This is a genomic window from Vreelandella gomseomensis (genome assembly GCF_031451645.1).
Taxonomy (GTDB): domain Bacteria; phylum Pseudomonadota; class Gammaproteobacteria; order Pseudomonadales; family Halomonadaceae; genus Vreelandella; species Vreelandella gomseomensis.
In genome coordinates, this window is the sequence record NZ_JARWAI010000004.1 from 239,359 (window position 1) to 264,183 (window position 24,825).

Here is a 24,825-nt window from a genome sequence, read left to right on the forward strand (position 1 = left end):
GGGTTAGCGCCGCTCACGGGCGGTCTCAAGTTTTTCGCAGAGCAGCGCTGCGCCCTCCAGCAGGCGGGGCGTGGGCCGCTGAATGAGCGAAGGCGGCACAAAGAACAGGTTGCCCTGAGCGACCGCTTCCAGCTCGGTGTACTGCTCCCAATGAGTCAACCAGTCGCGGTTTTCCTCGCCCATACCCCCGGCAATGATCACCTCGGGGTTGGCAGCGAGCACCGCTTCATCATCCAAGCGCGGCACCAGTCGCTGCTGCTCGCCGAACGCGTTGGTGCCACCACACAACCGCACCACCTGACCAATCAGGTGTTCATCGTTGATGCTCATCAAGGGCTCGTCCCACACCTGGTAGAACGTCGATACGGCGTCACGATCCCGGTAGCGATTCTCCAGGTCTGCCATCCCCTCGCGAAATGCATCGGCAACGTTTTGCCCCGTTGCTTCGGTACCCGCCAGCCGCGCCAGCCGCTCGATCACGCTCGCCACGCCGTCGACCCCGCGAGGTTCGATATAAAACACCGGCATGCCCAGTGAAGCGAGCGTTTCCAGCTGTTCGGGCGGGTTGCCGGTAGTCCAGCCGATGACCAGGTCGGGCGATAGCGCCACCAGCGCTTCGAGATCAACGCGGGTATGGCTGCCAACGGAAGGTATCTCAAGCGCCTCGTGGGGATAATCACTGTAGTCGACCACCGCCACGACCTGGTCGCCGGCGCCGGCCGCGAAGGCCAGCTCGGTGGCGCCGGGCGATAGCGTGGCAATCCGCTGGGCAGCCGCATGCAGGCAGACTTCCCGGTCGCGGTCATCGATCACGCAGCGCGAGTGGGTACCCGGCACGGTCTCGGCTGCGGCTAGAGTGGCGACCGACAGCAGCGCGGGGCACAAGGCCCAGCGAATCCGCCTGGCGACGTTACTGGCCAAAGTGAACACTGAGGAACGCCGCTCGACCGGCATTGATGTAGTCAGCCGCTGTTTCATACGCTTTATCAAAGGCATTGTCGACGGTTACCCGCGCCGTCCACATCGGCGCAAACGCCCAGCCAGCGCGCAGATTCACCAGACCATACCCGCCGAGACGCGTTGCATTGTCGGCATCTTCGTAACGGTGATTCTGGGCGACCAGTGAGCCGCCCAGCGTCCAATCGCCCAGTTCACGGTCGACATCCAGGCGCAGACTTTCGCTGGCACGCCGACGCAGACGGTTGCCGGTGTCACGATTTTCAGGATCGGTGTAGGTCAACGCCGCTTGAAGGGTCCAGGCGTCCAGTTCAATACCGCTGGATAGCTCAGCCCCGCGAATACGGGCATTTTCCACGTTTTGCGGGGTATCGACAAAGCCGTCCCCCGCCGTATCGACGTTGATAATCAGGTTATCAATGTCCGACTGATAGAGGGCTAAATCCCAGTACCAACGAGTGTATTGAGCACGCAGTCCCACTTCGCCAGTCGCCGAACTTTCCGGCTCAAGCGCTGGGTTGCTGAACCCCGGGTAATAGAGCTGGTTGAAGGTGGGGGCCTTGAACGCCGTCCCATAGCTTGCCCGCAGCGTATGAACATCATCAATGGCATAGCCAGCCGCTAGACTGCCGGTGACCTCATCGCCGTAGGCCTCGTTATCATCCAATCGCACGCTGGCTTGCAGCGTAAGCGGAGCAAAATCCAACAGCCCCTGGGTAAAGACCGCCCGGTTATCGCGTGCTTCCTCGGCGTAGCTACCAAACCCCGTATCGCTGCCGGCGATGCTGTCATGCTGGTATTCAGCGCCGGCAATAAGCTCATGGGCACCGTAGGAAAACGTATTTTCCCAGCGAGCGGTGCGCACCCTGGTGTTGAAGACCGAGTCGCCGAAGTCGGCCACATTGTCGCTCTCGTCGCGTGATTCACTGAGCGTCAGGCGGCTTCGCCAGTTGTCCATGATGGCAAGCTCGCCGTAAATACCCGCGACCTGCTGAACAAAATCATTCTCGCCATCATCGTACTCGTTATTGCCGCGTGCACGCAGCGCCAGCACGCCGATTTCAGTCCCCTCCTCGAAGGTATGCGACACCCTGGCGAGCGCCGAGGTGTTGTCGTAGCCTTTATTGTCACCGCCACGGCGAATGGGCTGGCCATCGGTATTGAAGTGGCTGCTCGCAAAGCTGTAGCGCGTGCCGCCTTCGCGGCCGCTAATACCGGCGCTCAAGCGCTGGATATCGAACGAGCCACCGCCTATCGAAAAGCGCGGTTGCGGGCCTTCTTCTTCCCCTTCAGGGGTAAACAGCTGGATGACCCCGCCGACCGCATCGGCACCATAAAGACTCCCGCGTGGGCCCCGCACGATTTCGGCGCGGTCGAACATACGCGGGTCAAGGTATTGAAAAGCGGCACTGCCCGTCGTCGCCGAACGCAGACGAATGCCATCTATGAGTAAAACGTTCTGCCCGCTGCCAGTGCCGCGAAGATAAACACTGCTGTTTTTACCAAAGCTACCGTTGGTAGAAACATCCACCCCGGGCTGGCCGCGGAATAAATCGGTCAGGCTGGTCGGATCCTGGCGGCGTAGCGTGGCTTCGTCAAGGACGGTCACCGACGACAGGCTTTCATTGGCGGTTTGCGGCGCGAGGGCGGCCGTGACGACAACCGGGTCAAGCGCGGCCGCACCGGGATTCGTATCAGCGCCCTGGGCGTGAACAGCGAGAGGCAGCGCCGCCAGGCTGAGCGTTGCCATGGCGGCACCGGTATGCAAACGGTAGGACATGAGGATTTTCCTTGCGCGCTGTGCTCACCCGCACAGCGTGTTTTTAGGGCCAAGGGGCGGCCTTGCAAGGAAGTCGCGCGCGATGGAAATACGCCGATAACTGCCCCGGGAGCGCCCACCGCGCTTGGCATGTATTGGTTGGATTCACAACCATGCTCTCGGGCCGGTCTCCGGGCTGACGAGCGAAAATGGCAGATGGCCCTTTTCCGAACGACCGCCTTCCCGTGCTGGGCACAGTGGCAAATGGCCGTTCTTGTCTCGATCACCGTTGCGGGGGCAGCGCTGGGCTTACGCTAGGCGTTCACCAGCTTCCCGTTTCACCCTCAGCGCGGTTCGCTGAGGGCACCTGAGAGTGCGCGTAAGCTAGCAAGTTGCTGTGGGAAGGTCAATTGACGATGAGCTGCTAGAGTAAAGCCACCCCACCGACAAGGAGACGCTGATGGCCGATTCTTCGGCAGCCGTTGTGCCGCGTTGGCTAAAGCTGGCCTTTACGCTGTGGATACTGATCTGGGCGCCGAGCTACGTAGTGCTGCTGGGGGCGCAGAACTTCTTCTGGCTATGCAATGTGGCGAGTTTTCTACTGCTGGCGGCGATGTGGAGGGAGCAACGCACGCTGATGTCGATGCAGTGGTTGGCGGTGGCAATGGTCGGTAGTTTGTGGAGCCTGGACGTCACCACGGCGGCGCTGACTGGCGTGCATCCCATCGGCGGCACCGAATACATGTTCGACACGGAGCACCCCACCATGGCAAAGGCCATGTCGCTCTACCATGTGGTGCTGCCACTGGTGGCCGGCATCGGCGTCGCCAAGCTGGGTTATTCGCGTCGCGCCCTGCGATGGCAAACCCTGCTGACCTGGGTAGTGGTGCCGTTGAGCTACCTGCTCACCGAGGCCGAACGCAATATCAACTGGGTTCACGGCCCCTTCGGCCAACCCCAGGACAGCCTCGACCCACTGCTGTATCTATTCCTGCTGATGCTGATATGGCCGGCGGTGGTCTACCTGCCGGTGCATCTGCTGATGATCGGCGGGCAGCGTTGGCGGCGACAAGCGTAGCTGATTACTTGATCGCCATCACCAACCCATGACGCACATACCAGGCCTGGTCAGATTGGGCGGCGGCGTCCTGGCAGAACCAGCCATTGAGGTCGCGCAGACGGCGCGCCTCGCGATCCATGGGCACGATGCCCCGGCCAATCTCGTTGACGATCATCACCAGCGCGGCGTCGTTCGTTTGCGCCGCGTGCCTCAGGCACTTCAGATCGTCTTGCCATTGGCGGCGCGTCTCGTCATCGTCTTGCAACGGATCGACAGACGCCGCCAGCCAGTCGAACACACTGTGAACGACCAGCGGCGTGCCCTCCGCCAGCCCATCGGCGGCTGATATAAGCCGCTGGCCGGGCGTCAGTCGCCACCAGGTCGCCTGGAGAAAACGCGCGGCTACGGCGTCGTGCTTGCCGGCGCGGGCACCGCCGATGAACAGCTGCATTGCCATTCCCCTTGTCCATGGTCGTCTTGCTGATAAATAAGCTGCCAGCGCCTGCCTTGCGCCTGGTGCACCGTGCCCTGCCAGAAGTCGATGGTTTCAAAGCGGCGGCGCAATTCACGAATCACCCCGCCGTGGGTAACCACCAGCACTTTTTTATAACCTTCCTGCTGGGCCTGCCCGGCCAGGGCCTGAAGCCAGGCTTCCAGCCGTTCACGCAGCTGCGCCGCCGACTCGCCGCCGGGGATTTGCAGCTCGCCGACGCTATCCACCCAGGCGCGGTAGTGCGGCAGGTCTTTCAACTCGTCGTAGACCTTACCTTCGTAGTCGCCGAAGTCCAGTTCACGCAGGCGCGACTCCAGGTGTACCGGAATACCGGGCTTGGCGGCCTGGGACCACTCCAGCGTTTGCTGGCAGCGGTTCAGGTCGCTTGTGTAGATGGCATCGAAACGCTCATCCACCAGGGCCTCACGAAGCGCCATCAGCCCTTCTTCCGCTTCAGGTAATAGCAGCGGGATATCGCGCTGCCCCTGGTAGCGACGCTCTAGATTCCAGGCGGTGATACCGTGGCGAACTGCCACCAGCTCCACATCATGACCAGTAGCCAAAGCTCCCCTCCTTCAATGGTGGCACCGACCATATCGCCGTTAATGCCGTTAAATGAACGTACCAGCGCCCACCGCGCCGCCGCCACGAACAGCGCGACGACCGCCAGCCAGCCAATGAGCGCTGGATAAACCAGAGCCATTGGCGCGAGGGGCACCAGGGCAAGCGCCACCTCGCGCGGGCGTAGCGACTGCTGCCAGCTCCACGCCAGGCCTTGTGGCTGAGCGCAGGGCGCAAGCGTCAGCAACGCCACGCCTGCCCAGCGGCCCAGGGCAGGCAGTACGACCAGCCACCAGAGCGGCGCCTGGTAATGAACAAATGCCCAGAGCAGCATGCCTTTCCACGCCAACAGGAAAATAAGCGCCAGCATGGCGAAACTGCCAATCTGTGAATCCTTGAGAATTTCCCAACGCCGCGCCAGGGGTTGATTGCTGCCCATCGCATCAGCCAGATCCATCACGCCATCGAGGTGCAAGCCACCTGATATTGCTACCCATAAACTCAGCAGGATCAGCGCGATGATCGGCGTCGGCGTGGCCAGCGCGACGAGCCCGTGCGCGGCAAGCGCGAGCGCAGCGCCAATCGCCAGCCCCACCAGCGAATAAGCGCGCACCGCCCAGCGTCGCGTTGCCGGCGTCCACGGGCAGGCCACCGGCACCGGCAGGCGGGTCAAAAACTGCAGCGCCAACAAGCCGCCAAACAGTACGTCTTTCATTGCGGCTCCTTGGCCATTTTCCATTCGACGGCGCGGCCCGCCACCACCTCCAGCACCGAATCCGCTTCAGCGGCCAGTTGAACGTGCAGCCGCTGCAAGAACGCCACATAGCGCCATGTTTCGGCGTTGTCGGTTAGCAGGTCTTCGTTGATATCGTTGGATACCACCACCAGGCTGACGCCCCGCACGCGAGCATCGCGCAGCGTGCTGGCCAACAGCGCCATGCCGGCCTCCTCGCTGAGGTCGCTTGCGTAAAGTACCTGGCTTGCCCACAGCGTCAGGCAATCCAGCAGAGCCCCGTGGCCATCGGTCACCTGGGCCACGGCCCGATCAATGGCTAATGGCGCTTCAAGCGTCTGCCACTGCGCGCCCCGGGATGCCTGGTGGCGGGCAACCCGATCGGCCATCTCGCCATCGTAGACGCTCGCCGTGGCGATATAGTAGCGCGGCTTTTCCGCCGACAGCCGCTTAACGCACTGTTCCGCCACGTCGCTCTTGCCGCTGCGCGCCCCGCCGCTAACGAAGACAATCATGTAGCCCCTCCAGCAGTCGCGTATTCCCCGACTCGTCGCGCAGCGCAAGCCTCAGCCAATTGCCCTCAAGCCCGGCAAAGCCGTGGGTGTGGCGGGCCAGGATACCGCCGCGCAGCAGTCGCTCGAACAGCCTCGCGCTATCCACCCCCCGCCGCTGTGCCTCACCCGGGCGGACAAGAAAAAAGCAGGTAGTGCTTGGCACCACGTCCAGCCCCAGCGCTGATAACGCTTGATACATTCTCGGCTGCTCGGTGGCGAGCCAGGCGTGGGTGCGGTCTGCAAACGCGTGGTCGTCCAAGAGCGGCTCGACCAACTCAGCGGCCAGGTGATTGACGCTCCAGGGCGGCTGGTGCCTGGCCAACGCCTCGATGACCGCACTCGAGGCCAGCACGTAACCCAGGCGCAGGCCCGGCAGGGTATAAAACTTGGTCATCGAGCGCAGCAGGATCAGGTTGGGATAACGCGCCAGCAGAGGCATTAGCGCCTCGGCTCCCAGCGCCATGTCGATAAACGCCTCATCGACCACTACCTGCGTCCCCCGGGCCAGGGTCGCGGCCAGCAAGGCGTCTATCACACAGCAATCTATTAACGTGCCGGTCGGGTTATTCGGGCGACACAGGAACACCACCTCCGCGTCAGCGGCGTGTTCGAGCAGCGTTGCCTGGTCAAGCGCAAACGACGGCGCGGATAGCGGGATTTTTGTCACCTGGAGCCGATGCGCCGCGCAGGCGCGGGCGTACTCGCCAAAGCTTGGGGCCAACACTGCCGCGCGCTTGCCGGCATGGAGCGCGGCGGCAAGAAAAATCGCCTCGGCGCCGCCGTTGGTCAGCAGCACCTGGTCTGGGTGTAGCTGGTGATGAGCGGCAATGGCGTGCCGGGCGGTCGCGTAGCTTGGCTCCGGGTAGCGGCCCAGCCCGCCCAGACGATCCGCCAACCAGCCGGAGACCCACTCAGGCGGCCCCAGCGGGTTCAAGTTGGCGCTGACATCGTCAACCACATGATCGCCGGGCAGCGCGAAACGTTCCAGCAAGGCCTCTGCCTGGCCACCGTGGCTCGGCCATTCGGGCATGGTCATAAAAGCCCCCAGACGATGAATCCAAGTGCCGCAATCACGGCAAACAGCAGCCATGTGGTATGCATCAGCCGAATGGAGGCGTTGATATGCGCCACCTGAAGCATCTCGAGCGGCTCGCCCAGCGTCGCACGATTAGACGCAATGCCCTGATAAACATTGGTGCCGCCGAGTTGCACGCCCAGCAGTCTTGCCATCATGGCCTCCGGCCAGCCAGCGTTGGGACTTGGATGAAGCGGCGCATCGCGACACGTGGCGTGCAGGGCGCCCTGCCAATGCAAGGGGCGCGACCCTGCAAGACTCAGCAGCAGGCCCGCCAACCACAGGCAAAGCACCGTTAACCGCGCCGGCAGCCAGTTGGCCACATCGTCCAGCTTGGCGGAGGCGTAACCGAAGTCGGCATAACGCTGATTGCGATAGCCCACCATGGAGTCCAGCGTGTTGATAGCCTTGTAGGCCAACGCCAGCGGTGCCCCGCCGATCAACGCAAACAGCAGCGGCGCGGTAATGCCATCTACGGTGTTTTCGGCGATGGTTTCAACGCCGCCACGGGTAATTTCCGCCTCGTCAAGCTGCTCGGTATCGCGGCCGACCACCATGGCCAGTGCCCGACGCGCCGCCGGCAGATCGCCCTGGGCAAGCGGTTTGGCAATCGCACGGCCTGCGTCAGCGAGGCCTTTGATGGCAAGCGTGGTGGCGAGAAGCCCTATCTCGGCGACGATACCCAACCAGGGATGCAACGCAGTTAACAGCGCAAGCGCCAACCAGGCGACAAAGAAAGTGCCTGAAACGATCGTTACGGTGAGTAAAAAGCCCGACCGCCGACGACACTTGTCGCCACCCTGATTCCAGCGGGCGTCCAGCACGCTTATCCCACGACCGATGATCACCACCGGGTGCGGCCATGAACGCGGATCGCCGATAATAAGGTCGACCACGATGGCCACGGCGACCATTATCAGGCTGGCAGGGAGATAATCGCTGAATGCTGTCATGGGCTGGTTTTATCGCTAATGCCCGCATCGGCAAAGGTCGCCATCTCATTGAGCATGGCCGTGGCTGCCTGAAGCAGCGGGTACGCCAGCGCCGCCCCACTGCCCTCGCCCAGGCGCATCCCCAGGTTGAGCAACGGCTTGGCCTCCAGCGCTTCCAACGCCGTCAGGTGACCTGGCTCTTCCGACTGATGGCCAAACACCAGGTAGCCGCGCACCGCAGGGCACAGCCGGCAGGCGGTGAGCGCCGCCACCGTGGCGATAAAGCCGTCGACGATGGCGGGCAGACGGTGTAGCGCGGCGGCGAAATAGGCGCCCGTCATGGCGGCGATTTCCAGCCCGCCCAGCTTGCCAAGCACCGCCAGCGGGTCGTCGGGATCTGGCTGACGAGCGTCGATGGCCTGTTCAATCACCGCGACCTTGTGCGCCTGCTGCGCACCGGTAATGCCCGTGCCCGCGCCGACGACCTGGGCGACCGGCACCGCACAGAAAACCGCCAGCATTGCACTACTGGCGGTGGTATTGGCAATGCCCATTTCCCCCACGATGATGGTTCTCGCCCCGGCGTATCGAGCACGCTCGACGGCGGCGACGCCCGCGCCCATGGCCGCCAGAGTTTCATCGCGGCTCATGGCATCGGCCTTGGTGAAGTTGGCAGTGCCGGCGCGTACCCGGGCATCGATGACGTCCGGTAAATCCAACGGCGCTGCAACGCCCACATCGACGACGTCGACACGCGCGCCTATCTGGCGGGCAAAGACGTTGATCGCCGCCCCGCCATTGGCAAAGTTGGCCACCATCTGCGCGGTCACTGCCTGGGGAAACGCCGAAACGCCTTCTTCGGCGACACCGTGGTCGGCGGCAAACACCACCACGCTTGGGGATGATACGCTGGGGGTGGCCGTCCCGGTAATGGCGCCCAGCTGAATCGCCAGCGCTTCCAACTGCCCGAGGCTGCCAGGCGGCTTGGTGAGCGTATCAAGGTAGGCGCGGGTGCGCTCGCCGGCGCGGGCATCGACGGGCGTGATGCGCGAGACAAGGGACAGGACAGCATCGGTGGGCATGGCGGCTCCAGCGTGGTCAACTTCGAACGAGGCCAAATGGTAGCAAAACCAGGCCTGCTATACTTGCGAATTGCACGCTTGAACGGCGACAGTCGGTTGTGACGCCTATGCTGTCATCAAAGCGCCATCGTCTACCGCGATAGTCATTAGCCATTAGGGTAATAAAACTACAATTGCAGTTTTTATTGCCGTAAAGTCTCCTCTATCGACGTCAATATATGTAAAATAACTACAAGTTTGACTCACCGTCTCTACCATGCAGAGGTCTCTATGCCGAGCTCAACACCCGCCACTTTAAATCCGACCGTTGCCGAGGTTACTCAACGCATTCGGGAACGCTCTGCCGAGCGGCGTGCCCTCTACGAGCGCCGCATGGCCGACCAGCACAAACGCGGCGTGCATCGCGGCGAACTCTCCTGCGGCAATCTGGCCCACGGCTTTGCGGCCTGTAGCCCGCAGGAAAAAGACTCTCTCAAGCTGATGAACAGCGCCAACCTGGGCATCATCTCCGCCTACAACGACATGCTCTCGGCCCACCAGCCGTTTGAAACCTTCCCGGAAACCATCAAGGGCGCGGCTCGCGCCATGGGCTCCACCGCGCAGTTTGCCGGTGGCGTACCGGCGATGTGCGATGGGGTTACCCAGGGCCAGCCAGGCATGGAGCTGTCGCTGTTCTCCCGGGATGTGATTGCCATGGCCGCCGCCGTGGGGCTTTCGCATAACATGTTCGATGCTGCACTTTACCTGGGCGTATGCGACAAGATTATCCCCGGGCTGTTTATCAGCGCCGCACGCTTTGGCCATCTACCGGCGATGTTCGTGCCGGCCGGCCCGATGCCCAGCGGCCTGCCCAACAAGGAAAAGGCCCGCATCCGTCAGCTGTACGCCGAAGGCAAGGTGGGCCGCGAAGCGCTGCTGGAAGCCGAGTCCGAGTCGTACCACAGCCCGGGCACCTGCACCTTCTATGGCACCGCCAACTCCAACCAGCTGATGATGGAAGTAATGGGCCTGCACCTGCCCGGCACCTCGTTCGTCAACCCCGGCACCGAGATGCGCGAGGCCCTGACCCGCTACGCCACCGAGCAGGCGATTCGCAACACCGAAACCGGCGGCGACTACCGTCCGTTCTACAAGCAGATCGATGAGCGCGCGATCGTCAACGCCGTCGTCGGGTTGCTGGCCTCGGGCGGCTCCACCAACCATACCATGCACCTGATCGCCATGGCGGCGGCAGCGGGTATCACGCTCAATTGGGACGACTTCACCGATCTCTCGGCGGTCACCCCCAGCCTGATGCGGGTCTACCCCAACGGCCAGGCGGATATCAACCACTTCCAGGCGGCGGGCGGCATGAGCTTCCTGTTCCGCGAGCTGCTGGGTGCGGGCCTGCTGCACGGCGATATTCCCACCGTGTTCGGCACCGACCTGACCGCCTACACCCAGGAGCCTTTCCTGGAAGACGGCAAGGTGGTCTGGCACGAAGGCCCCGAGAAGAGCCTCGACGAAGCGGTGCTTAGCACCGTGGCCAACCCCTTCGCGCCGACCGGCGGCCTGACCGTCATGAAAGGCAACCTCGGCCGGGGCGTGATCAAGGTCTCGGCGGTTACCGAAGAGCACCGCATTGTCGAAGCGCCGGTGAAGATTTTCGAAGACCAGAACGAGATGAAGGCCGCTTTCGAATCAGGCGACCTGGATCGCGACGTGATCGTGGTCGTCCGCTTCCAGGGCCCCAAGGCCAACGGCATGCCCGAGCTGCACAAGCTGACGCCTTACCTGGGCGTTCTCCAGGACCGTGGCTACAAGGTCGCGCTGGTCACCGATGGCCGCATGTCAGGCGCCTCGGGTAAAGTGCCCGCGTCTATCCATATGAGCCCCGAAGCCCTGGACGGCGGCCCCCTGGCCAAACTGCGCGATGGCGACATCGTTCGCCTGGATGCCAACGCCGGCAAGCTCGACGCCAAGGTAGATCCGGTCACCTGGGGCCAGCGTGAACTGGCCATCGGCAATCTTGACCACTACCACGTCGGTCTGGGTCGCGAGCTGTTCTCGGGCTTTCGTCACCTGGCCATGCGCGGCGAAGAAGGCGCCGGGGTGTTCGGTGGTTTCGAGGCCGACGACCTGGCCCGCCAGGAAGGACAGATCTTCCAAGAGGATGCCTGATGCGACCGGCCCTGATCGGCGATATCGGCGGGACCAATGCACGCCTGGCGCTGGTGACGCCAGGTGACATTACCCCGCACGATATCATCAACCTGCCCTGCGCCGACTACCCGGGCGTCATCGAGGCGATTCAGGACTACCTGTCCCGGGTGGGTGCGACCGGCGACAACGCCCCTCGCGAAGCCTGCCTGGCGTTTGCCTGCCCGGTTCACGCCGAGCGGGTCAAGATGACCAACAACCACTGGGACTTCATGAAGCGCGATGTTCGCGAAACGCTGAACCTATCGCTATTCAAGGTTATCAACGACTTTACCGCTCAGGCCCTGGGCGTGCCCCATGTGACCGCCGATGACCTCGTCGAGGTTCAGGCCGGTGACGGCCAGGCACATTCCACCCGTCTGGTGATTGGCCCTGGCACAGGGCTTGGCGTGGCCGGGGTCTTCCCTGGCCAGCACGCCTGGATACCGCTGCCTACCGAGGGCGGCCATGTCACTTTTGCGCCCACCGACGACACCGAGCGCGCGCTGCTCAACGTCTTTCTGCAACACCACAAGCGGGTCAGCGTGGAGCGCATCCTGTGCGGCCAAGGCTTACTCGAGCTTTATCAGGCCCATTGCGCGCTTGACGATCAGGCGCCGCGCTGCGCCTCCCCTGCCGAGGTGACCCAGGCCGCCAACCAGGGCGACCCGATCGCCACGGCCACGCTGTTGCGGTTCCTGAAAATTCTCGGCGATGTGTGTGGCGATGCCACGCTGACCATGGGGGCCCGTGGCGGGGTTTACCTGTGCGGCGGGATCCTGCCGCGCCTGCTGGATTGGCTGCCGAACAGCCAGCTGCGCGACAGCTTCGTCAACAAGGGCCGCATGGGCGCCTACAACGCCGACATTCCCGTTTGGGTGGTGACCCACCCGTGGACGGGGCTGCTCGGCGCTGCCGAGGCACTGCATAACGAAGAAGTGTTTTAAGCCAACCGACAGGAATCTCCTATGCCTGCGTTAACGTTCGACGTGCCGTTTGTACTGGGCATGATGCGTCTGCACGAAAACGACGCTATGCATCAGGCCGGCAAGCTTGCCGACTGGATTGAGGCACGCCTCGAGCAGGGACTGCACTGGTTTGACCACGCCGATATCTATGGCAACGGCGCCGGCGAAACGCTCTTCGGCCAGGCGCTGCGCGCTCGCCCCGCACTTGCCAAACGCTTGAACGTGGTCACCAAGGCCGGCATCGCCAATGACAACCCGGCACCGGGGAGCGGCAAGGTCAAGCACTACAACGCCAGCCCGGCGTACCTGGGCCGCGCCATCGACGAAGCGCTGGCCCGCCTGGGTATCGCGCACATCGATCACTTTCTGATTCACCGCCCCGACCCGTTGATGGACGCCGAGGCCACCGGTCGTGCCCTGGATGACGCCATTGCGGCAGGCAAGATTGGCGCGGCCGGGGTTTCCAACCACCTGCCCGGCCAGTGGCGCCGCCTGCAAAACGCCATGCATCAGCCACTGCGCACCAATCAGATCGAGCTATCCATCGTCCATAGCACGCCGCTGTTCGACGGAAGCTTCGACGACCTATGCGCCGACGGCCACGCGCCGATGGCCTGGTCGCCGCTGGCAGGCGGCAAGCTGCTCGAGGGTGAGGTCAATCAAACGCTTGGGCGGCTCGCTGAGGAACACGCCAGCACCCCAGGTGCTCTGGCGCTTGCCTGGCTGCGCAGCCTGCCTAATCGGCCAGCGCCGGTGGTCGGCAGCGTGAAACCCGAGCGCATTGCCGCTATGCTCGAAGGCCCCGACACGCTGCCCAGAGACGACTGGTACGCATTGCTCGAAGCTGCCCGCGGCCACTGCGTCGCGTAGGTTCACGTCTCCCATCAGACCAATAATCACAAGGACTCCATGATGACGCCGATCATTGCCTTTGGCGAAGCCCTCGTCGACATGCTGTCAAGCCGCCTGGGTGACACATCCGGCCCCGAAACCTTCACGCCGTACGCAGGCGGCGCTCCCGCCAACGTGGCGGTTGCCTGCGCGCGGCTGGGCGTCCCCAGCCGGTTCCTGGGCATGGTGGGTGACGATACCTTTGGTCACTTCATCATCCGTGAGCTGCAGCACCACGGCGTCGATACCCAAGGCGTGGTACTCACCCGAGAGGCGCGCACGGCCCTGGCGTTTGTCTCCCGAGACAGCGATGGCGAGCGTACCTTTGACTTTTACCGCCCACCCGCCGCCGACCTGCTCTACCGGCTGGAGCATCTACCCCAGGGGGTCTTTGAAAATCCCGCCATTCTGCACCTGTGCAGCAACAGCCTGACCGACCCCGAGATCGCCGACACCACCCTGGCGATGGCGGCGATGGCCAAGCGCGCAGGCTGCCTGGTGAGTGTGGACGCTAACCTGCGCCATAACCTGTGGGACGACGCCGGTGCCGACATTGGGCTGGTCACGCAACTGCTGGATAGCGCCGAGCTGGTCAAGGTATCGCTCGACGAGCTTGATTACCTGCGCGGCGATCACCCCCAAGACGCCTGGATAGCAGAGCGCCTTGCCGCAGGCGTGAAGGTCATGCTGGTGACCGACGGGCCCAATAGCGTGGCGGTGAAAGGCGTGGGTATTGATCAAACCATCGCGCCGCCCAAGGTTGAGGCCGTGGACACCACCGCGGGCGGCGACGCCTTCATCGGCGGGCTGCTGGCCGAGCTGTCACATCACGGCATTGAGGACGGCTGGCACCAGGACGCCGACTTTCTTACCCGCGCGGTGAAAACGGCCTGCCGCTGCGGCGCTCACGCCGTAACGCGCCCCGGCGCCTACTCAGCGCTGCCCACCCACGCCGATATCGAAGCGTTGCGCAACGCTTTCTAAATACCATTCCCTAAATACCATTCCCTAAATAACAGCCATTTGCTCAGGGCGCACCGATATGCGCCCTGCATTGCCGACAAAGGTCGTGCCGCTCCGGCTTGTCTAAATGTCAGACATTTACTACCATACCGACACTATCGTTAATAAGTGACTGCTATGACGCTGGAGACCCTTCCCCGCCATAAAGGGGGCGCGGATGAATTGGCCCGCCTGCTGGCAAGGGCATTACTGGCAGGCCACTGGCAGCCGGGTGACGCCTTCCCCAAAGAAATGGACATCGGCACACACTTCGATGTGAGCCGTAATCAGGTGCGCAATGCGCTGACCCGCTTGACCGCCGCAGGGCTTTTAGACCGCACCGCCGGGCGTGGCACCCACGTCCGTGAAATGAGCGACTGGCACCTGCTGGATCCGCTGATGAGCGAATGGATGACGGGGCTTACCGATCTCGACCCGCAGCTCACGCGCGCCATCTATGCGTTTCGCTTTTCGGCCGAGCCCGTCGTGGCGGGCCTTGCCGCCGACGCAGCCGATGCGGACGATATCGCCCGCCTGGAAGCCGCCTTTGAAGGCATGCAGAAAACGGCCCGGTCACCCGCCGCTCGCGCCCAGCACGCCGAATACGACGTGATGTTTCACGATGCCACCTATCAAGCCAGCCATAACCTGGTGTGGCGGCAAATGGGACACTTGTTGCGCCCTTCGATCATGGCCCTGGTTCATGGCTCTCAGCACCGAACCGACACCTTCGACGACAGCCTGTCACGGCATCGCCGCGTGCTTGAAGCCATTATGCGCCGGGATGCCGAGGCGGCGTCTCGCGCCGCGCGGGAAGTGCTTCGCCGCACGGCGATCGACCTGGGTATCGTCAATTAACCGGCCATCGACCACTGACTAGGATCTGACCCTATGAAAATTACCCGACTGAAAACCTGGCAAGTACCGCCACGCTGGCTGTTTCTCAAGATCGAAACCGACGAAGGCTGCTACGGCTGGGGCGAGCCGGTCATCGAAGGCCGCGCGGCGACTGTCGAGGCTGCCGTTCATGAGCTTTCCGACTACCTGATTGGCCAGGACCCGCACCGCATCGAACACCTGTGGAATACGCTGTATCGCGCCGGGTTTTACCGCGGCGGGCCAATCTTGATGAGTGCCATTGCGGGTATCGACCAGGCGCTGTGGGACCTTAAGGGTCGCGACCTGGGTGTGCCCGTGCACCAGCTTCTGGGCGGCGCGGTGCGCGATAAAATGCGCATGTACGCCTGGACCGGCGGCGACCGGCCAAGCGACGTGGGCGCGGGCGCCAAGGCACTGGCTGACAAGGGCTTTACCGCCTTCAAGATGAACGGCACACCGGAGCTGCAGATCGTCGACTCCCACCGCAAAGTGGATGAGGCGGTCGCCCGGGTGGCCGAAGCGCGCCATGCGGTGGGCCCGGATGTGGGCATTGGTATCGATTTTCATGGCCGCGTGCATCGCCCCATGGCCAAGGCGCTGCTGCGCGAGCTGGAGCCCTACCACCCGATGTTCGTCGAGGAACCGGTTGCCCCCGAGCACTTGCCCTGCCTGAAAGACATTGCCGGTGGCCTTGGGTACCCGCTCGCCACCGGCGAACGGCTGCATACCCGCTTTGAGTTCCGCGACCTGCTCAAGGACGGCATGATCGACATTATTCAGCCGGATATCTCCCACTGTGGCGGTATCAGCGAGGGGCTTAAAATCGCCGCCTTGGCGTCCGCCTACGATGTGGCCCTGGCGCCCCACTGCCCGCTTGGCCCGCTGACCCTGGCCGCGTCGCTGCAGCTGGACGCCGTCAGCCACAATGCCTTTATTCAAGAGCAGAGCATGGGCATTCACTACAATCAGGGTAATGACGTGCTCGACTACCTGGTCGACAAATCGGCGCTCAGCATTGAAGACGGTTTCTGTGCGATTCCCCAAGGGCCTGGGCTTGGCGTCGAGATTGACGAAGCCTTCGTTGAAGAACGCGCCAAAGTTGGCCACCGCTGGCGCAACCCGGTATGGACCCATGAAGATGGCTCGATTGCCGAGTGGTAAGCCAAGCGACTAACCGGGAGATAGCCCTATGGGCGCGAGTGCGTTAACACATCCTTTAGCGTGGATTGCGATGGACTGGGGGTCGAGCAACCTGCGCGCCTGGGCAATGGATGCCCAGCATCGCGTCATGGCGAGTGCCTCCAGCCCTCGCGGCATGCTGTCGCTGACCCCCACCGAGTACGAGGCCGAGCTGCTTGGAATCGTCGACGACTGGTTACCCGACAGCGGCCAAACGCCCGTGATGGTATGCGGTATGGCGGGCGCGCGGCAGGGTTGGCAGGAAGCCGCTTATCTGGCAACGCCCACGCGTCTCGATCAACTCTCTCGTGGTGCAGTGATGCCAGCTCTCACCGACGCTCGACTGCGGGTTTACTTGCTGCCTGGATTAAGTCAGTCCGGGAGCAATACGCATCTCTACGATGTGATGCGCGGCGAAGAAACCCAGCTAGCGGGCCTTTTGGCCGATACGTCCCGCTTTAACGGCCTCGTCTGCCTGCCCGGCACCCATGCCAAATGGGCACGCTTAACCGATGGTGCCATCACCGAGTTTGCAACCTACTTGACTGGCGAGCTGTATCAACTGCTCGCTCACCAATCCGTATTGAAGCATTCCGTAGGGCAGGACGACCTGCATCAAGACAGCTGTCGCCAGGCGTTTACCCAAGCGGTCAAAGCGACCTATCAGGCGCCCGAACGCTTCAGCCAGCGGCTATTCGGCGTCCGCGCCCAGGACTTGCTGGATAACACCTTGCCGAGCGGTGATGCCCGAGGTGCCGTGCTTGCCGCACATCTCTCGGGATTAGCGATCGGCCTGGAACTGGCCGGTGCCTGCCACGAGCTGACGCCAGGAGAAAACGTGACCCTGATCGGCAACGAGGCACTCAGCCACCGCTACGCACTCGCCCTGGAAACCCTCGACATCGGCACCCAGCGCGTTGACGGCGACACAGCGGTATTGGCAGGGCTGACCCTCGCCTACCAAGGCACCCGGTAATAAGCATCAGCTAAACAAGGAGAGCGCTATGACACTGCCTTTAATTGGCATTTTACGTGGGGTAACGCCCGATGATGCGGTGGCCGTTGGCGGCGCCTTGCTTGATGCGGGCATCACGCAAATTGAGGTGCCGCTTAATTCCCCCGACCCATTCACCAGCATCCAGCGCCTGGCGGACGCCTTTGGCGACCAGGCGCTGATCGGTGCGGGAACGGTATTAAGCGCTGAGCAGGTACGTGATGTTCATGCTGCAGGCGGTCGATTGATCGTCTCGCCCAACTGCCGCCCTGCCGTCATCGAAGCATCCTGTCGCCTCTCCATGGCCAGTTGGCCAGGCATTGTGACGCCTTCCGAAGCCTTTGATGCCCTGGATGCCGGTGCGACCGGGCTAAAGCTCTTCCCGGCGGTACAGGTGGGCATCGAGGGGATGAAGGCTGTCCGCGCCGTGCTGCCCCTTAACACCTTGCTATATGCGGTGGGAGGTATCGGTATCGACAATTTTGCCGCCTGGCGCGCTGCGGGCGTGGATGGCGCAGGCCTGGGCAGCGCGCTTTACCAACCGGGGCAAACGCCTCAGCAAGTCGGCAAGCAGGCCCAGGCGCTGGTAGACGCCTGGCAAGCCGCAGGAGATCGTTTATGAATCACAACAACATGGCGGAACTGGCGGTGGATTGCCGCTGCGAGCTGGGCGAAGGCCCCCAGTGGGACGCCGGGAGCGGACGGCTTTACTGGTGCGATATTCTGGGGAAATGCCTTCACTGGCTGTCACTTGAAAACGGCGAGCATGGCCATTACCCGCTTGAGCAAAGGGTATCGCTCGCCACACCACTGAACGATGGCCGACTAATGCTGGTCGGCGAGCACAGCCTGAGCCTGTTGAATCCGGCGACGCAACGCCTTGAGCATTTTGCCGACTTTGAAGCCGACAACCCCGTTACGCGCAGCAACGATGCCCGCGTGGACCGCCACGGCAGCCTGTGGCTTTCCACCATGGGCAAGACCGCCGAATCCGAAGCGGGCAGCCTCTATCGGTTGCATCGTGGGGAGCTGACTCGGCTGCGCAGCGGGCTGACCATTCCCAACGCCATCTGCTTTTCACCCATGGGTGACGCGGCGTATTTTACCGATACAGCCGCCGGCATCGTGATGCGCTGGGCGTTGGACGACCAGGGCTGGCCTGTCGGCGAACCGGTTACCTGGGCGGACTTCACGGCGGTTGACGGCAATCCGGACGGCGCGGTGATCGACAGCGAAGGCTGTCTGTGGCTTGCGCTATGGGGCGCGGGTAAAGTGGTGCGGCTTGACCGTGAAGGCCAGGTGATTGACGAAGTGCATGTGCCGGTCAGCCAGCCCTCCTGCCCGGCATTTGCAGGCCCGGACCTTGAAACGCTCTATATCACCACGGCGCAGGAGGGATTCAGCGACGCACAGCGCCGCGAAGAGCCTCTGGCAGGCGGATTATTCAAGGCCAACGTAGGCGTTCATGGCCTCGCCGATCCGTTACTGACGCTTGAGTAAAAAAGCCCCGGCGCAAGTCCGGGGCGATTCAGGTTAGTGGTGGAAGCGTTCGGCGGCCTGGCGGGCCAGTTCGCGGACGCCGTCCCAGTCTTCCGCCTCGACCATCGCCTTGGGCGTGAGCCAAGAGCCGCCCACGCACATGACGTTCGGCAGCTTGAGGTACTCTTCGGCGTTATCCACCGTGATACCGCCGGTCGGGCAGAAGCGTGCTTCCGGAATCGGCGCGCCAAACGCCTTGATCGCTTTTGAGCCACCGCTGGATTCCGCCGGGAAGAACTTGAACCGACGGTAGCCGTACTGCCAGCCGGTCATCAGCTCCGAAATGGTCGATACGCCAGGCAGCATCGGCACCGGGCTTTCCACGCCGTAGCGGTAAAGCGCCTCGGTCGCCCCTGGGGTGACCACGAAATCAGCACCGACCTGCTCGGCCTGGCGATACTGGGCAGGGGTCAATACCGTGCCTACGCCGATACTCGCCCCGGGCAGGGCGTCTTTCATGCGCTTGATGGCTTCCAGCGCGCACTCGGTACGCAGGGTGATTTCCAGCACCGTCAGGCCGCCTTCTACCAGTGCGCGGCCGAGCGGCACGGCGTCTTCCAAGCGATCAATGGTGATCACCGGAATCACTTCGGCTTTCAGGCAAATGCTGTCCAGCTCTGCGGTGCGCGTCGACGGCAGCTGTTTATCGATGGTCATGCGTGAGTCTCCAAGCAAATTATTATCTGTGAAACCTGGCGCTAAGGCGCCCAGTAAATCGCCAAGGGGCAGGAAAGAAAGGCACGGATGGGCAGTTGACGCATGTCGTCCCCGCTCAGTGCCTTGGCCAACACCGCCCGCTTGTCGTCGCCGGTAATGTGTAAAATGTGGCGGCGCGCCTGATGCAGCCGGTCCGCCGAAAACGTGATGCGTGGCTGCGGCTGGCTGGGCGTTCGCACGGCGACCAGCGGCTCTTCCGTGGCGAGCGCCAGGCCAAGCTCCAGGCTGTCAGGAAACAGCGAGGCCGTATGGCCGTCGCCGCCCATGCCCAGTATCACCACACTTGCCGGCCAGCTTAGCGATAGCGCACGCTCGCTGACATCAGGCACGCCTTCTTCAGGTGTGCCTGCATCGCTGGTCAAGGGTTCAAAATGGGCCGCCGCCGCTGCCCCCTGAAGCAGGTGCTCGCGGACCAATTTAGCGTTGCTGTCATCACTCTGTGCATCCACCCAACGCTCGTCCGCCAGCGTGATCTCCACCCGCTCCCAGGGCAGCGGCTTGGCCGCCAGGGCTTTGAAAAAGGGGACTGGCGTCGAGCCGCCGGAGACCACCAACAAGGCGTTTTCCTGGTGTTCCAGGTCGTCGTTCAAGGCCTGAAAAACGGCCTCGGCCAGCTGTTCGGCAAGCTGTGTGCGTGCATCGCTCATGTTAATAATCCTCGTACCAGCTGCGACCATCCTGGGTAATCATGGCAATGGAGGCGACCGGCCCCCAGGAACCTGCCGGATAACGCCGCGGTGGGGTTTCCCGGGCCTTCCAGCCATCAATCAGTTGATCACACCAGCGCCAGGCGTGCTCGACTTCGTCACGGCGCACGAACAGGTACTGCTGGCCTTTCATGACTTCCAGCAGCAACCGTTCGTAGGCATCAGGGATGCGCGACTTGGGGAAGGCGTTATTGAAATCCAGGTGCAGCGGGCCGGGGCGCAGGCGCATGCCCTTGTCCAGGCCGCTGTCTTTGGTGAGTACCTGGAGCGCGATACCCTCTTCCGGCTGCAAGCGGATGATCAACTTGTTGGCCGCGATATTGCGCTGGTCCGGGTCAAAGATGTAGTGGGGCTGCTGACGGAAGTGAATCACGATCTGCGACAGCTTCTCCGGCATCCGCTTGCCGGTGCGCAGATAAAACGGCACCCCCGCCCAACGCCAATTGGCGACTTCGGTTTTCATGGCGACGAAGGTTTCGGTCTGGCTATCGGTATTGGCACCCTCTTCTTCCAGATAGCCTGGCACCTGCTGGCCGTCGCTGGTGCCCGCCGTGTACTGACCGCGTACCACGTCGCGACCCAGCGCTTCGCCGGTAAACGGCTTGAGCGCCTTGAGCACCTTAACCTTTTCGTCGCGAATGGCGTCGGCGTCCAGGTTGGAGGGCGGATCCATGGCAATCAGGCACAGCAGCTGCAGCAGGTGGTTCTGCACCATGTCGCGCAGCTGACCCGCTTCGTCGAAATACCCCCAGCGGCCCTCAATGCCGACTTTTTCGGCCACGGTGATTTCCACATGGGAAATATGGTTCTGGTTCCACTGGGTGCCGAACAAGGGGTTGGCAAAGCGCAATGCAATCAGGTTCTGAACGGTTTCTTTGCCCAGGTAGTGGTCGATCCGGTAGATCCGCGACTCAGGGAAAACCTCGCCAATCGCATCATTGATGTCTTCGGAAGACGCCAGGTCAAACCCGATCGGCTTTTCGACCACCACCCGGGTCTCTTCATCCAGGCTGTCGCTTGCCTGCAGGTGGCGACAGATATCGCCGTAGATTTTCGCCCCGACCGACAAATAGACCACCATGGGGCGCGGCGAGCCCTCGCGCCATTGGCGTATGGCGGCGTAGCCGTCAACGCTGGTAAAGTCAAGCTGCAGGTAGTCCAGGCGATCGAGAAAGCGCGTCAGGCTCTCCTTGTCCTGCTCGTCTTTCTTGAGGCGCTTCTGCAATGCGCCGCTGACCAGCTGACGAAACGCCGCCACATCGTGCTCCTGGCGCGCCAGACCTAGGATGCGCGTGCTTTCGGGCATCAGGCCTTCACGATCCAGATGATAAAGTGCGGGGAATAGCTTGCGCAGCGCTAGATCGCCAAGCGCCCCGAACAGCGCAAGGTCGATGGCGTGTTGAAGGTCGCCCAACGGGGCACCTTGTGAAGCAGATGACGGGCTCATTTCAGCTCCCATTGTAGTTAGATTACCTAAAATCTATCTGGAAAAGGCCATTATACGCAATAATACGTGTAATTTTACTACAAAAATACCTCCAGCGTTATCATTTGCCGCCCCCCCCCTATCCTTATCAAGCATCTCGCGACGATGACTACGCCCCTGATATACGCCACCTCTACGCCCCGCAAGGATGAGGTGGCCGACAGGCGAATTGGCGAGGCTGATGCTGTTCAGGTGGCAAGCCCACCTCTCTGATAACAACAATCGAGGTTTTCATCATGATGGCAAGACATTGGCCAGGATTCACACCTTTATTGACCACTACCCTGCTTGTCGGCGTCGCCGTGCCGGCGCTGGCTTTCGACGATGACCGTCTGACGATCTGGATGGGTGACAACAAAGGCCAGGAAGGTATCCAGGACGTTGCCGAGCAGTTTACCCGCGACACCGGCATCGAGATGGACGTGGTGTTTCCCGACAACCTGACTGATCGTTTCCAGCAGGCGGCGGGCAGTGGCCAGGGGCCGGATATCGTAATCTGGGCCCACGACCGTATGGGCGAGTGGGCCCAGAGCGGATTACTGAAGCGCGTTGCCCCCAGCGACGATCTGCGCGACGATTATTTCGACTTTACCTGGGACGCAGCGCTTTGGAACGGCGAACACTACGGCTACCCGATATCGGTCGAATCGCTGGGCTTGATCTACAACAAGGCGCTGGTCGATGAAGCCCCCGCGAGCTTTGCCGAGCTCATGGAACTGGACGCCGAGCTGGCCGAGCATGATAAAAAAGCCATCCTGTTCGACTACAGCGAACCCTACTACGGCTGGACCCTGCTTGCGGCCAACGGCGGCTATCCGTTCAAGCGCACCGACGAGGGCTACGACGTGACCGATATCGGCGTCAACAACGCAGGCGCGGTTCAGGGAGCAGAACTGCTTGTGGAGCTGATCGACAGCGACGTTGTGCCGCGGGGAACCGACTACAGCATCATGGACAACCGCTTTAACAAGGGCGAAGTGGCGACCATGATCAGCGGTCCCTGGGCCTGGCCAAATCTTGAGCGGAGCGGCATTGATTACGGCGTCGCCTTGCTGCCCAAGGTGGGCGATGAACGTGCCAAGCCCATGTTTGGCGTCATGACGGCAATGATCAACTCGGCCTCACCCAATGACTTCCTGGCCGTCGAATTCCTGGAAAACTACCTGCTCAGCGAGGAGGGTATGCGCACCTTCAACAGAGATGAGTCGCTGGGGGCCGTGGCCCATATCGACTATCAGGCGGAACTGGCCGATAACCCCAACATCGCAGCCACGCTTGAAAACGCTGAAGTCGGCATGCCGATGCCGAATATTCCCGAAATGGGTGCGTTCTGGTCGGCCATGGAACCCGCGCTGCAGAACATGGGCAGCGGGCGCCAGTCGCCTCAGGAAGCGCTGGATGACGCCGCGCGGCGCATGCGTCAATAATCGCTCGCCTTACCTTCACTGCCCGACCATGACAATACGTTGGCAAGGCCGGGTGGTTTCGCAGGACATCGTTCATGTTTACCACGAATGCTTCGCGGGGCCTGCCCCGCCACCGTTCACGCCATGTGACCGAACGCTACACACGCTGGGCCATGCGCAGCGTGACCGGACTGATCGTATTGGCCCTGCTCTGGCTGGTAATGGCGTTTTACCTTCACGGCCAGTGGGTATTTGCGCTGCTGTTTCTGGTGCTAGGCGCGTCACTGGGGATCGTCTTCAGCCGACGCTCACTGATGAGCCACCGGTATATCTTCCCGGCGGTGGCCGGGCTTGGCGTTTTCGTTATCTTCCCGCTGGTGTACACAGTGGGCATCAGCTTCAGCAACTACAGCTCGGACAACCTGCTCAGCCAGGAGCGCGTACGCGCCCAGCTCACCGATCAAACCTACCAGGCTGATGGCGCCGCCTTTAGCTATTCGCTTTACCAGGAAGGTGAGCTGGTTCGCCTGTATCTGGAAAGCGACGCCCCTGTCGGCGACAACGACCGCCTGCTATCCGCCGCGCTCAATCTGGACAATAACGAAGCCCGCCGCGCCAACACCCAGGCCGTTGACGGCCCGCCTGACGGTGAGCCGCTTCCCATGCGCGCGGCCATTCAGGCCCGCGAGACCCTTCAGGCGCTGCGCCTGCAAACGCCCGGCGGCACCGAACTGCGCATGTCGGGCCTGCGCCAGTTCGCACCGATGATCGACCGCTATGACGTTCGCGATGACGGCACCCTCTACGACCGCGAAGAGGATCAGGTGCTGACGCCGGATAACGCTATCGGCTTCTTCGTCACCGACGACGGCGAGCGTATCACCCCGGGGTGGCCGGTAAACGTGGGCTTCACCAACTACGCCCAGATCTTCACCGACCCGGATATTCGCGGGCCGTTCATGCAGATCTTTATCTGGACTTTCGTGTTTGCCGGGCTCACCGTGCTTTTCACGCTGGCCGTGGGGTTTGTCCTCGCCTCGTTGCTGCAGTGGGATCAGCTCAGGGGCAAGGCGGTATACCGCACGCTGCTGATACTGCCCTACGCGGTTCCGGCGTTCATTTCGATCCTGATTTTCAAAGGCATGTTCAACCAGCATTTCGGCGAAGTGAACATGATTCTGGAGGCACTGTTCGGTGTCAGCCCGGCATGGTTTACCGACCCCTGGCTGGCGCGAACCATGCTGTTGATCGTCAATACCTGGCTGGGCTACCCCTACATGCTACTGCTGTGCATGGGGCTGATCCAGTCAATCCCCGATGATCTCTATGAGGCCTCGGCGGTGGACGGCGGCGGGCCGATCACCAACCTGATGAAGATCACCCTGCCACTGATCATCAAACCGCTCACGCCGCTGCTGATCGCCGCCTTTGCCTTCAACTTCAATAACTTCGTGTTGATCGCCCTGCTCACCGGGGGCAGCCCGGACATTCTGGGCGCCAGCACGCCCGCGGGTACCACCGACCTGCTGGTGAGCTATACCTACCGCATCGCCTTCCAGGATGCCGGCCAGAACTTCGGCCTGGCGGCGGCGATTGCCACGCTTATCTTTCTGCTGGTGGTGGGTATGTCGGTCATCAATCTGCGGCTTTCCAAGGTCAAGGTCTAGGAGGTG

At 62.3% G+C, this 24,825-nt stretch carries 24 protein-coding genes and 1 riboswitch; of the genes, 12 read left to right on the top strand and 12 right to left on the bottom strand.

The features are described from left to right. Positions 1-3: 3 nt before the first annotated feature. Both QC815_RS06990 and QC815_RS06995 read right to left on the bottom strand, forming a co-directional pair. Positions 4-954 carry a cobalamin-binding protein gene (locus QC815_RS06990; RefSeq protein ID WP_422828600.1) on the bottom strand — a complete coding sequence of 317 codons (951 nt, stop codon included), beginning with the start codon at positions 952-954 and terminating at the stop codon, positions 4-6. Then, a complete protein-coding gene (locus QC815_RS06995; protein ID WP_309767731.1) occupies positions 911-2,737 on the bottom strand; it encodes a TonB-dependent receptor domain-containing protein in 1,827 nt (608 codons plus the stop codon). Before QC815_RS06995 ends, QC815_RS06990 begins: the two co-directional genes overlap by 44 nt. Positions 2,738-2,881: 144 nt before the next feature. Then, positions 2,882-3,102, bottom strand: a riboswitch (cobalamin riboswitch). Between the two features lie 74 nt (positions 3,103-3,176). Between QC815_RS06995 and QC815_RS07000 the strand changes: the two genes are divergently transcribed. Further along, entirely contained in the window at positions 3,177-3,794 is a 618-nt protein-coding gene (locus tag QC815_RS07000; RefSeq protein WP_309767733.1) for a hypothetical protein, read from the top strand. Positions 3,795-3,798: 4 nt separating this feature from the next. Here QC815_RS07000 and QC815_RS07005 read toward each other — a convergent pair whose 3' ends face one another. Genes QC815_RS07005 through cobT form a run of 7 tightly spaced genes read right to left on the bottom strand, consistent with a single transcriptional unit; the run spans position 3,799 to position 9,206 of the window. Continuing rightward, a complete protein-coding gene (locus QC815_RS07005) occupies positions 3,799-4,227 on the bottom strand; it encodes a bifunctional adenosylcobinamide kinase/adenosylcobinamide-phosphate guanylyltransferase (RefSeq protein ID WP_309767735.1) in 429 nt (142 codons plus the stop codon). Further along, positions 4,179-4,832 carry a histidine phosphatase family protein gene (locus tag QC815_RS07010; RefSeq protein ID WP_230447905.1) on the bottom strand — a complete coding sequence of 218 codons (654 nt, stop codon included), beginning with the start codon at positions 4,830-4,832 and terminating at the stop codon, positions 4,179-4,181. The genes QC815_RS07005 and QC815_RS07010 overlap by 49 nt, the downstream gene beginning before the upstream one ends. Next, on the bottom strand, positions 4,769-5,545 hold the full coding sequence (locus QC815_RS07015) for an adenosylcobinamide-GDP ribazoletransferase (RefSeq protein ID WP_309767737.1): 777 nt from the start codon (positions 5,543-5,545) through the stop codon (positions 4,769-4,771). Before QC815_RS07015 ends, QC815_RS07010 begins: the two co-directional genes overlap by 64 nt. After that, positions 5,542-6,078, bottom strand: coding sequence for a bifunctional adenosylcobinamide kinase/adenosylcobinamide-phosphate guanylyltransferase (locus tag QC815_RS07020; protein ID WP_230447903.1), 537 nt, complete (start codon positions 6,076-6,078; stop codon positions 5,542-5,544). The genes QC815_RS07015 and QC815_RS07020 overlap by 4 nt, the downstream gene beginning before the upstream one ends. After that, positions 6,062-7,153, bottom strand: a complete 1,092-nt coding sequence (gene cobD / locus QC815_RS07025) for a threonine-phosphate decarboxylase CobD (RefSeq protein WP_309767739.1) — start codon at positions 7,151-7,153, stop codon at positions 6,062-6,064. Before cobD ends, QC815_RS07020 begins: the two co-directional genes overlap by 17 nt. Then, entirely contained in the window at positions 7,150-8,145 is a 996-nt protein-coding gene (cbiB, locus tag QC815_RS07030; RefSeq protein WP_309767741.1) for an adenosylcobinamide-phosphate synthase CbiB, read from the bottom strand. The genes cobD and cbiB overlap by 4 nt, the downstream gene beginning before the upstream one ends. Further along, complete coding sequence (cobT, locus tag QC815_RS07035) at positions 8,142-9,206, bottom strand: nicotinate-nucleotide--dimethylbenzimidazole phosphoribosyltransferase (RefSeq protein WP_230447900.1); 1,065 nt, start codon at positions 9,204-9,206, stop codon at positions 8,142-8,144. The genes cbiB and cobT overlap by 4 nt, the downstream gene beginning before the upstream one ends. A gap of 270 nt (positions 9,207-9,476) precedes the next feature. Between cobT and edd the strand changes: the two genes are divergently transcribed. The 9 genes from edd to QC815_RS07080 all read left to right on the top strand — a co-directional run bounded on the left by edd (position 9,477) and on the right by QC815_RS07080 (position 18,797). Continuing rightward, the gene (gene edd, locus QC815_RS07040; RefSeq protein ID WP_230447899.1) at positions 9,477-11,366 is read left to right on the top strand and encodes a phosphogluconate dehydratase; all 1,890 of its coding nucleotides are present in this window, start codon (positions 9,477-9,479) and stop codon (positions 11,364-11,366) included. Further along, positions 11,366-12,331, top strand: a complete 966-nt coding sequence (gene glk, locus QC815_RS07045) for a glucokinase (protein ID WP_309767743.1) — start codon at positions 11,366-11,368, stop codon at positions 12,329-12,331. The genes edd and glk overlap by 1 nt, the downstream gene beginning before the upstream one ends. 21 nt (positions 12,332-12,352) lie before the next feature. Beyond that, entirely contained in the window at positions 12,353-13,222 is an 870-nt protein-coding gene (locus QC815_RS07050; protein WP_309767745.1) for an aldo/keto reductase, read from the top strand. Between the two features lie 42 nt (positions 13,223-13,264). Further along, positions 13,265-14,227 carry a carbohydrate kinase family protein gene (locus QC815_RS07055; RefSeq protein ID WP_309767747.1) on the top strand — a complete coding sequence of 321 codons (963 nt, stop codon included), beginning with the start codon at positions 13,265-13,267 and terminating at the stop codon, positions 14,225-14,227. 156 nt (positions 14,228-14,383) lie between these two features. Further along, positions 14,384-15,103, top strand: coding sequence for a FadR/GntR family transcriptional regulator (locus QC815_RS07060; RefSeq protein WP_309767749.1), 720 nt, complete (start codon positions 14,384-14,386; stop codon positions 15,101-15,103). A 33-nt stretch (positions 15,104-15,136) separates the two neighbouring features. Next, on the top strand, positions 15,137-16,285 hold the full coding sequence (gene dgoD, locus QC815_RS07065) for a galactonate dehydratase (protein WP_309767751.1): 1,149 nt from the start codon (positions 15,137-15,139) through the stop codon (positions 16,283-16,285). A 70-nt stretch (positions 16,286-16,355) separates the two neighbouring features. After that, positions 16,356-17,279: a 2-dehydro-3-deoxygalactonokinase gene (locus QC815_RS07070; RefSeq protein WP_309767752.1), complete on the top strand. Its 924-nt coding sequence runs from the start codon at positions 16,356-16,358 to the stop codon at positions 17,277-17,279. 28 nt (positions 17,280-17,307) lie between these two features. Beyond that, a complete protein-coding gene (locus QC815_RS07075) occupies positions 17,308-17,919 on the top strand; it encodes a 2-dehydro-3-deoxy-6-phosphogalactonate aldolase (protein WP_309767754.1) in 612 nt (203 codons plus the stop codon). Then, positions 17,916-18,797, top strand: coding sequence for an SMP-30/gluconolactonase/LRE family protein (locus tag QC815_RS07080; RefSeq protein WP_309767757.1), 882 nt, complete (start codon positions 17,916-17,918; stop codon positions 18,795-18,797). The genes QC815_RS07075 and QC815_RS07080 overlap by 4 nt, the downstream gene beginning before the upstream one ends. Before the next feature lie 33 nt (positions 18,798-18,830). Here the strand turns inward: QC815_RS07080 and QC815_RS07085 are convergent, their stop codons facing one another. Genes QC815_RS07085 through zwf form a run of 3 tightly spaced genes read right to left on the bottom strand, consistent with a single transcriptional unit; the run spans position 18,831 to position 21,707 of the window. Then, positions 18,831-19,493, bottom strand: a complete 663-nt coding sequence (locus QC815_RS07085; RefSeq protein WP_309767759.1) for a bifunctional 4-hydroxy-2-oxoglutarate aldolase/2-dehydro-3-deoxy-phosphogluconate aldolase — start codon at positions 19,491-19,493, stop codon at positions 18,831-18,833. 41 nt (positions 19,494-19,534) lie between these two features. Then, complete coding sequence (gene pgl / locus QC815_RS07090; protein WP_199285141.1) at positions 19,535-20,200, bottom strand: 6-phosphogluconolactonase; 666 nt, start codon at positions 20,198-20,200, stop codon at positions 19,535-19,537. A 1-nt stretch (position 20,201) separates the two neighbouring features. Further along, a complete protein-coding gene (gene zwf / locus QC815_RS07095) occupies positions 20,202-21,707 on the bottom strand; it encodes a glucose-6-phosphate dehydrogenase (protein ID WP_230447889.1) in 1,506 nt (501 codons plus the stop codon). 278 nt (positions 21,708-21,985) lie between these two features. Here zwf and malE point away from each other — a divergent pair, with 278 nt between their 5' ends. Both malE and malF read left to right on the top strand, forming a co-directional pair. After that, the gene (gene malE, locus QC815_RS07100; RefSeq protein ID WP_230448041.1) at positions 21,986-23,173 is read left to right on the top strand and encodes a maltose/maltodextrin ABC transporter substrate-binding protein MalE; all 1,188 of its coding nucleotides are present in this window, start codon (positions 21,986-21,988) and stop codon (positions 23,171-23,173) included. 74 nt (positions 23,174-23,247) lie between these two features. Next, a complete protein-coding gene (gene malF, locus QC815_RS07105) occupies positions 23,248-24,819 on the top strand; it encodes a maltose ABC transporter permease MalF (RefSeq protein ID WP_309767762.1) in 1,572 nt (523 codons plus the stop codon). Positions 24,820-24,825: the final 6 nt, after the last annotated feature.

Bases quoted from the DNA above. Each gene is read 5' to 3' on its own strand.
- cobD (WP_309767739.1), bottom strand. From the start codon at position 7,153: ATGACCATGCCCGAATGGCCGAGCCACGGTGGCCAGGCAGAGGCCTTG.
- QC815_RS07060 (WP_309767749.1), top strand. From the start codon at position 14,384: ATGACGCTGGAGACCCTTCCCCGCCATAAAGGGGGCGCGGATGAATTG.
- QC815_RS07075 (WP_309767754.1), top strand. From the start codon at position 17,308: ATGACACTGCCTTTAATTGGCATTTTACGTGGGGTAACGCCCGATGAT.
- edd (WP_230447899.1), top strand. From the start codon at position 9,477: ATGCCGAGCTCAACACCCGCCACTTTAAATCCGACCGTTGCCGAGGTT.
- QC815_RS07005 (WP_309767735.1), bottom strand. From the start codon at position 4,227: ATGCAGCTGTTCATCGGCGGTGCCCGCGCCGGCAAGCACGACGCCGTA.
- QC815_RS07085 (WP_309767759.1), bottom strand. From the start codon at position 19,493: ATGACCATCGATAAACAGCTGCCGTCGACGCGCACCGCAGAGCTGGAC.
- malF (WP_309767762.1), top strand. From the start codon at position 23,248: ATGTTTACCACGAATGCTTCGCGGGGCCTGCCCCGCCACCGTTCACGC.
- QC815_RS07020 (WP_230447903.1), bottom strand. From the start codon at position 6,078: ATGATTGTCTTCGTTAGCGGCGGGGCGCGCAGCGGCAAGAGCGACGTG.
- malE (WP_230448041.1), top strand. From the start codon at position 21,986: ATGGCAAGACATTGGCCAGGATTCACACCTTTATTGACCACTACCCTG.
- cbiB (WP_309767741.1), bottom strand. From the start codon at position 8,145: ATGACAGCATTCAGCGATTATCTCCCTGCCAGCCTGATAATGGTCGCC.
- QC815_RS06990 (WP_422828600.1), bottom strand. From the start codon at position 954: ATGCCGGTCGAGCGGCGTTCCTCAGTGTTCACTTTGGCCAGTAACGTC.
- cobT (WP_230447900.1), bottom strand. From the start codon at position 9,206: ATGCCCACCGATGCTGTCCTGTCCCTTGTCTCGCGCATCACGCCCGTC.
- QC815_RS07050 (WP_309767745.1), top strand. From the start codon at position 12,353: ATGCCTGCGTTAACGTTCGACGTGCCGTTTGTACTGGGCATGATGCGT.
- QC815_RS07055 (WP_309767747.1), top strand. From the start codon at position 13,265: ATGACGCCGATCATTGCCTTTGGCGAAGCCCTCGTCGACATGCTGTCA.
- QC815_RS07000 (WP_309767733.1), top strand. From the start codon at position 3,177: ATGGCCGATTCTTCGGCAGCCGTTGTGCCGCGTTGGCTAAAGCTGGCC.
- dgoD (WP_309767751.1), top strand. From the start codon at position 15,137: ATGAAAATTACCCGACTGAAAACCTGGCAAGTACCGCCACGCTGGCTG.
- zwf (WP_230447889.1), bottom strand. From the start codon at position 21,707: ATGAGCCCGTCATCTGCTTCACAAGGTGCCCCGTTGGGCGACCTTCAA.
- QC815_RS07080 (WP_309767757.1), top strand. From the start codon at position 17,916: ATGAATCACAACAACATGGCGGAACTGGCGGTGGATTGCCGCTGCGAG.
- QC815_RS07015 (WP_309767737.1), bottom strand. From the start codon at position 5,545: ATGAAAGACGTACTGTTTGGCGGCTTGTTGGCGCTGCAGTTTTTGACC.
- glk (WP_309767743.1), top strand. From the start codon at position 11,366: ATGCGACCGGCCCTGATCGGCGATATCGGCGGGACCAATGCACGCCTG.
- QC815_RS06995 (WP_309767731.1), bottom strand. From the start codon at position 2,737: ATGTCCTACCGTTTGCATACCGGTGCCGCCATGGCAACGCTCAGCCTG.
- pgl (WP_199285141.1), bottom strand. From the start codon at position 20,200: ATGAGCGATGCACGCACACAGCTTGCCGAACAGCTGGCCGAGGCCGTT.
- QC815_RS07070 (WP_309767752.1), top strand. From the start codon at position 16,356: ATGGACTGGGGGTCGAGCAACCTGCGCGCCTGGGCAATGGATGCCCAG.